Below are 4715 nucleotides of genomic sequence, written 5' to 3'. Positions count from 1 at the left end.
CCAATTACTTTTCGACTTAAAATAAACACTGCTGCCTTTCTTGGCCTGGTTAGCCCTGGCTTTGGTGTTGTCGGTTAATACCTGCGGGTGCCAGTGGTTCTGGTATCCGCTTGTTTCTTCCTGAATATTCGCCGCGTCCGGAAGCGAGGATAGAATATACAATTCATCAATTATTCATTTTAAAAAAACAAATTATGAAAAAAACGTTAAAAGCGGCTTTAATGGTCGTGCTGTGTGCTGGCGGATTGACCGCGGCTTTTGCTTTTACTAAAGCAGTGTCTGGTAAAAAGGCGGGTTTAATTGCTTACTCGTACAATTTGGGTACGTCTACTGGTGCGAGGAATGCGTCGAACTGGACGCTTGCTACGGGGTCTACGCCGAGTTGTGGGGCTGCGGGAAGTGTGCCTTGTAAGGTGGTGTTTGATTCGTCGGTGTATCCTACGTTGCAGGATTACATCAATGACCAGGGTTTTACGAGTGATGCTGAGGTGATTTCGGGGCCTGGGGTAGTGAGTAAGCAATAGTCTTTTTTGAAAAATATGTTTTCTGATCGCGCTGAACCTTTTAGGTTCTGAGGCTTGATCATGAAAACATATTTTTCTTGGGTGCAGACCTGGATGGAGGATAACTGTATGCATTCTGATATACTCCCTGTTCTGCAGGAAATTTTACTGACTTTGGTGGAAATTAAAGTCGCTATCCATAAATATGACCCCCCAAGTGGGCAACAAGAGGAATGGCTTACTGCCCAGCAGGCCATGGAATTTTTATATATAGAGAAGAGGACGTTTTACCGAAGAAGGAACGAGGAACAGGGGAAGTGGGTAACGAAAAAGGTAGGAAAGAGATTGCTTTATTTGAAGTCTTCTTTGTATTGATGATCCAGAATTTTTTTTTACCATAAAACATTCTAATTAATTATAATTACCTTTGTAGTGGCTAGAAAGTTTTGAGTCTCTGTATCTCATCCCATGATGGGTGTTGCCAGTATTGGCACGAGGGCTTTAGGATTTTTTAGCTTTTTTGTTTTATAATGGTGCACCATATAAATTAATGAGTTCTCCATATTTGTCTTTTAAAGCTTCAAAATAACGACTTTCTCCTTTCAATAATTTGCGCTGTACGGCCCACATCATATAGTCAATAATACTGAGCTCGGGCATTTCTTTGCTGGGAACGAGTTCCAATTGGTATGTTCCATGACTATTGTATTTTATCCTTCCGACCTCTAATGCTTTATTCACCGCCGTTTCAAAGCGATGAAGTGTATTATTCCCGCGTTGAGACAGGTACAAGCAATGATGATGATCTGAGCTGTTAAGTTTTCCATTCAATAAATGATGAAGTACATCGAAATAGAATTCTGTTGGATTGTTATTATGTTTTCGATTAAATATAGGCAGTTCCTTCTTCGCGATAACGATATGGGTTTTAAATCCGGGCAAGCCACGTAACAACTCAAAGAATTTTGCTCTAATTTCTGGATGGTCGCCACGTGCATGTACATACCAATCCTTAACTGTAATAGACGGTATAGAATTGTATAGAATATCAGTCTTTATATTCTCCATAAAATCGACAACAGTTTTTCTTAATGCTTTTCTATTATCAGTCTCTATCATACCAATGATCAAATATGGTTGAAAACCTTCTGTGCCTACTAATAATTTTTTACGGTGCCCATAAAAATGGGGATCACCGCTTTCATCTATGAAATAATATTTTTGAGTTTTTATGCTGTCTTGATTTATCATCATTGAAAGATCAGTAGCAAATATATCTATTTGGCGTTTATTTTTCTTTAAATAATTTAATATAATTTTTTGATTAAATAATAGTTTTATTTAGAAAATAATAAAATACTTTATTGGCTTGTCTTTCCATTAACCTGTTTTCTATTGAAAGAAGATAAAATGGGTAGCTATGTGTGTCAAACAGTGACAAAAGAGTGTCAATCAATGTCAAACAGTGACAAAGTGATTTAGGGTATAGGTAGTTAAATATCAGGTTGTTATGTTTGTTTCTGTAATTGGAAAAGCGGTGTCGGTGCACAGGTACTGCGAGTCTTACAGGCTAGGTGATTACATAATTCACAAAAATGTTTAACTATAAAATCTCAAAAAAATGGGAACGTATAAAAAAGGAATTCTTGGCTTTTTTCCGGCCTACAACAGCTGGCTACCAGCTAGGTATTGGATAGGGGTTAGATTCGTATTGTATTCGATGAAATGGCTATTTATCCTTAAGGAAATGCCTATAAGGGCATATTGCCGCAGTAACCTGGCTATAGAAACGCTATAAAGGCCGTTTTAAAACTAAATCTTTTACTGATAAATAAAAATATCATGGCAAAAATATCTAAAGGAATTTTGGGTGCTTTTTCTGGAAAAGTTGGGCCGGTGGTTGGCTCCAGCTGGAGAAGTATTGCTTATATGAAGGCTTCGCCCAAAAAGGCAAATAAAAAATCGAAACGATCGGCAGCACAAATTGCCAATCAACAGAAATTCCGTTTTGTAAGCGAATGGTTGGTGCCCTTTCATCCTTATGTTTCTATCGGATTTTTAAATCTGTCTAATGTGAAATCGGAGATCAATCTGGCTTTTTCTGCAAATTTTCATCGGGCTGTTGTTGGGGAGTATCCTGATTTCAGCATTGACTATAGCAAAGTGGTGGTAAGCAAAGGGGAGTTGGGTGGATTGACTGATCCGTCTGTTGTGCTCACTGATTCAAACCTGCTTTATGTAAGTTGGTCTGACAATCCTAGTCAGCGGGTATCTTATGATGATCAGCTGATGCTGGTTGTATATTGCCCGGAACTGGGTATTGCGGATGGCTTTGTTGGGGGTACAAAACGTGCTGACAAAGAGTGCAGGTTTAAATTCAATCAGAAAATGATTGGTAAAGCGCTGGAGGTGTATGTGAGTGTAACCAGTTTTAACCGTAAGAGAATAGCCAATAGTATTTATTTAGGGAGGATAGCGCCATGAATACAGAAATGAATACATTAAGGACCTTGATCATGCAACATCTGGATCCGGCTTATTTCGATTTAGATGAGCAGCAAGTGCTGTATTGGATAGCGGAGCTGCCTGTCATTAAGGAACAGATTATTAAGTCTATGCAGGAGGAGATGTTGGGTGCTACTCCAAATAGTTTGGTGGAAAGACATCTGAAGCAAATCCAATATGATTGCGGCTATTTAACGGAAGCTTTGTTTAAATATCAGAAGGTGCCGGTTGCGTGTATGGAATTATACGCCGCTGCCGGGGATTGCCTGGAGCAACTATTGGAGCACATTGATGCCCGGTATGCGGGTTTCTTTAACTGGGAAAAAGAGGCTGTGGCCTCTTTGCCTAAACTGGAAAGCAATCCCAGAATCCGGGTGTTGTTTTCAGTGGATGCTTTGGCTTATTTTTTTAAGCTAATGAATAAGGCTGGTGGCTTAGATGCGGGGCCTGTTACGCAATTGATTTTGGCGATTTCGAAAAACTTCATCACTCCGGGAATAGGAGATGGGTATATCTCACCTAATAGTTTAACCACGAAGTATAAGCAGGTGGTGCAGAGCACGGCGATGCGGGTTAGGGTGTTATTGGTTAGGATGTTGAAATTGCTGGACGAGGAGTTTAATTAGGGGTTGGGGGGGAAATATGATTTCTGATCGCGCTGAACCTTCCAGGTTCTGAGGCTTGATCATGAAATCATATTTTCTTGGGTGGTGATCCAGACTGGGTTCAGTTGGGGTTGTAATTCTCCTCTCTGCCCTGTGGGCCTCTCTCCGTCTTTGGGGGAGAACCGAGCCCTTCAGCGAGCTCAGCAAAGCTAAATGCCGCAGACAGAGAGGGATTCAAATAAAACCCATCGGGTATCCGATACCAGGAAGTTCTTTGAAATATTGTATGTGAGTAATAGATGGATAAAATAATTTTACTATTTATTTCATTTTTTAATTATTGATTAGTTATATTTACAATATTAATTTTGATATATGAGTGTAAGGTTATTTGAAAATAAACAAGTGCGTTCTGTTTGGAATGAGGAAGAGCAAAAATGGTATTTTAGTATTGTAGATGTGGTTGGGGTGCTAACTGAAAGCCCAAATGCCAGAAACTACTGGAAAGTTTTAAAGCATAGATTGATCAAAGAAGGCAATGAGTCGGTTACAAACTGTAACCAACTGAAAATGCAATCTAGTGATGGAAAATTTTATCTCACGGATGTTGCTGATACCGAACAGCTGCTTCGGTTAATTCAATCTATTCCATCACCTAAAGCCGAACCCTTTAAAATGTGGCTTGCTAAGGTAGGATATGAACGGATGCAGGAAATATCTGATCCGGAGCAAAGTTTAGATCGTGCAAGGGAAAACTGGCAAAAGGCCGGCAGAAGTGAGAAATGGATTCAGCAGAGAATGTCTGGTCAGGAAACCAGGAATAAATTGACTGATTATTGGGGAACACATGGTGTAAAAAAGGAAGATGAGTTTGCTTTTTTGACTAATATCATACATCAGGAATGGACGGGAATGTCTGTGAAAATGCACAAAGAAGTTAAAGGCTTGGATGGGCAGAACTTGCGTGATCATATGTCTGAAGCTGAATTGTTATTTACAGCATTAGCCGAACTCTCCACTCGTCAGATTGCGGAGAGTGATGAAGCTGAGGGTTTAAGAGAGAATGCTATTGCCAGTAAAAAAGGTGGCAAGATTGCCAAAG

Annotated in this window: 7 protein-coding genes; 6 read left to right on the top strand and 1 reads right to left on the bottom strand. The window is 39.7% G+C overall.

The annotated features are described in order from the left end of the window. The first annotated feature begins 194 nt into the window (after positions 1-194). Positions 195-524, top strand: coding sequence for a hypothetical protein (locus tag R2S08_RS28720; RefSeq protein WP_316838338.1), 330 nt, complete (start codon positions 195-197; stop codon positions 522-524). 60 nt (positions 525-584) lie between these two features. Beyond that, positions 585-878 carry a hypothetical protein gene (locus R2S08_RS28715; RefSeq protein ID WP_316838337.1) on the top strand — a complete coding sequence of 98 codons (294 nt, stop codon included), beginning with the start codon at positions 585-587 and terminating at the stop codon, positions 876-878. A 150-nt stretch (positions 879-1028) separates the two neighbouring features. Here the strand turns inward: R2S08_RS28715 and R2S08_RS28710 are convergent, their stop codons facing one another. Continuing rightward, entirely contained in the window at positions 1029-1757 is a 729-nt protein-coding gene (locus R2S08_RS28710; protein ID WP_316838336.1) for a DUF3800 domain-containing protein, read from the bottom strand. 367 nt (positions 1758-2124) lie between these two features. Between R2S08_RS28710 and R2S08_RS28705 the strand changes: the two genes are divergently transcribed. From R2S08_RS28705 to R2S08_RS28690, 4 genes are all read left to right on the top strand, one after another. Then, on the top strand, positions 2125-2301 hold the full coding sequence (locus tag R2S08_RS28705; RefSeq protein ID WP_316838335.1) for a hypothetical protein: 177 nt from the start codon (positions 2125-2127) through the stop codon (positions 2299-2301). A gap of 44 nt (positions 2302-2345) precedes the next feature. Continuing rightward, the gene (locus R2S08_RS28700; RefSeq protein WP_316838334.1) at positions 2346-2987 is read left to right on the top strand and encodes a DUF6266 family protein; all 642 of its coding nucleotides are present in this window, start codon (positions 2346-2348) and stop codon (positions 2985-2987) included. Between the two features lie 8 nt (positions 2988-2995). Next, positions 2996-3634 (top strand): hypothetical protein, encoded by a 639-nt coding sequence (locus tag R2S08_RS28695; RefSeq protein ID WP_316838333.1) that lies wholly within the window; start codon positions 2996-2998, stop codon positions 3632-3634. A 354-nt stretch (positions 3635-3988) separates the two neighbouring features. Further along, the coding region (locus tag R2S08_RS28690) for a Bro-N domain-containing protein (protein ID WP_316838332.1) at positions 3989-4715 on the top strand (727 nt) is incomplete at its 3' end.

Source organism: Pedobacter nutrimenti (genome assembly GCF_032678445.1).
Lineage (GTDB): Bacteria > Bacteroidota > Bacteroidia > Sphingobacteriales > Sphingobacteriaceae > Pedobacter > Pedobacter nutrimenti_A.
The sequence above is the reverse complement of the archived record's forward strand: the minus strand, read 5'-3'. Positions and strand labels throughout refer to the sequence as shown.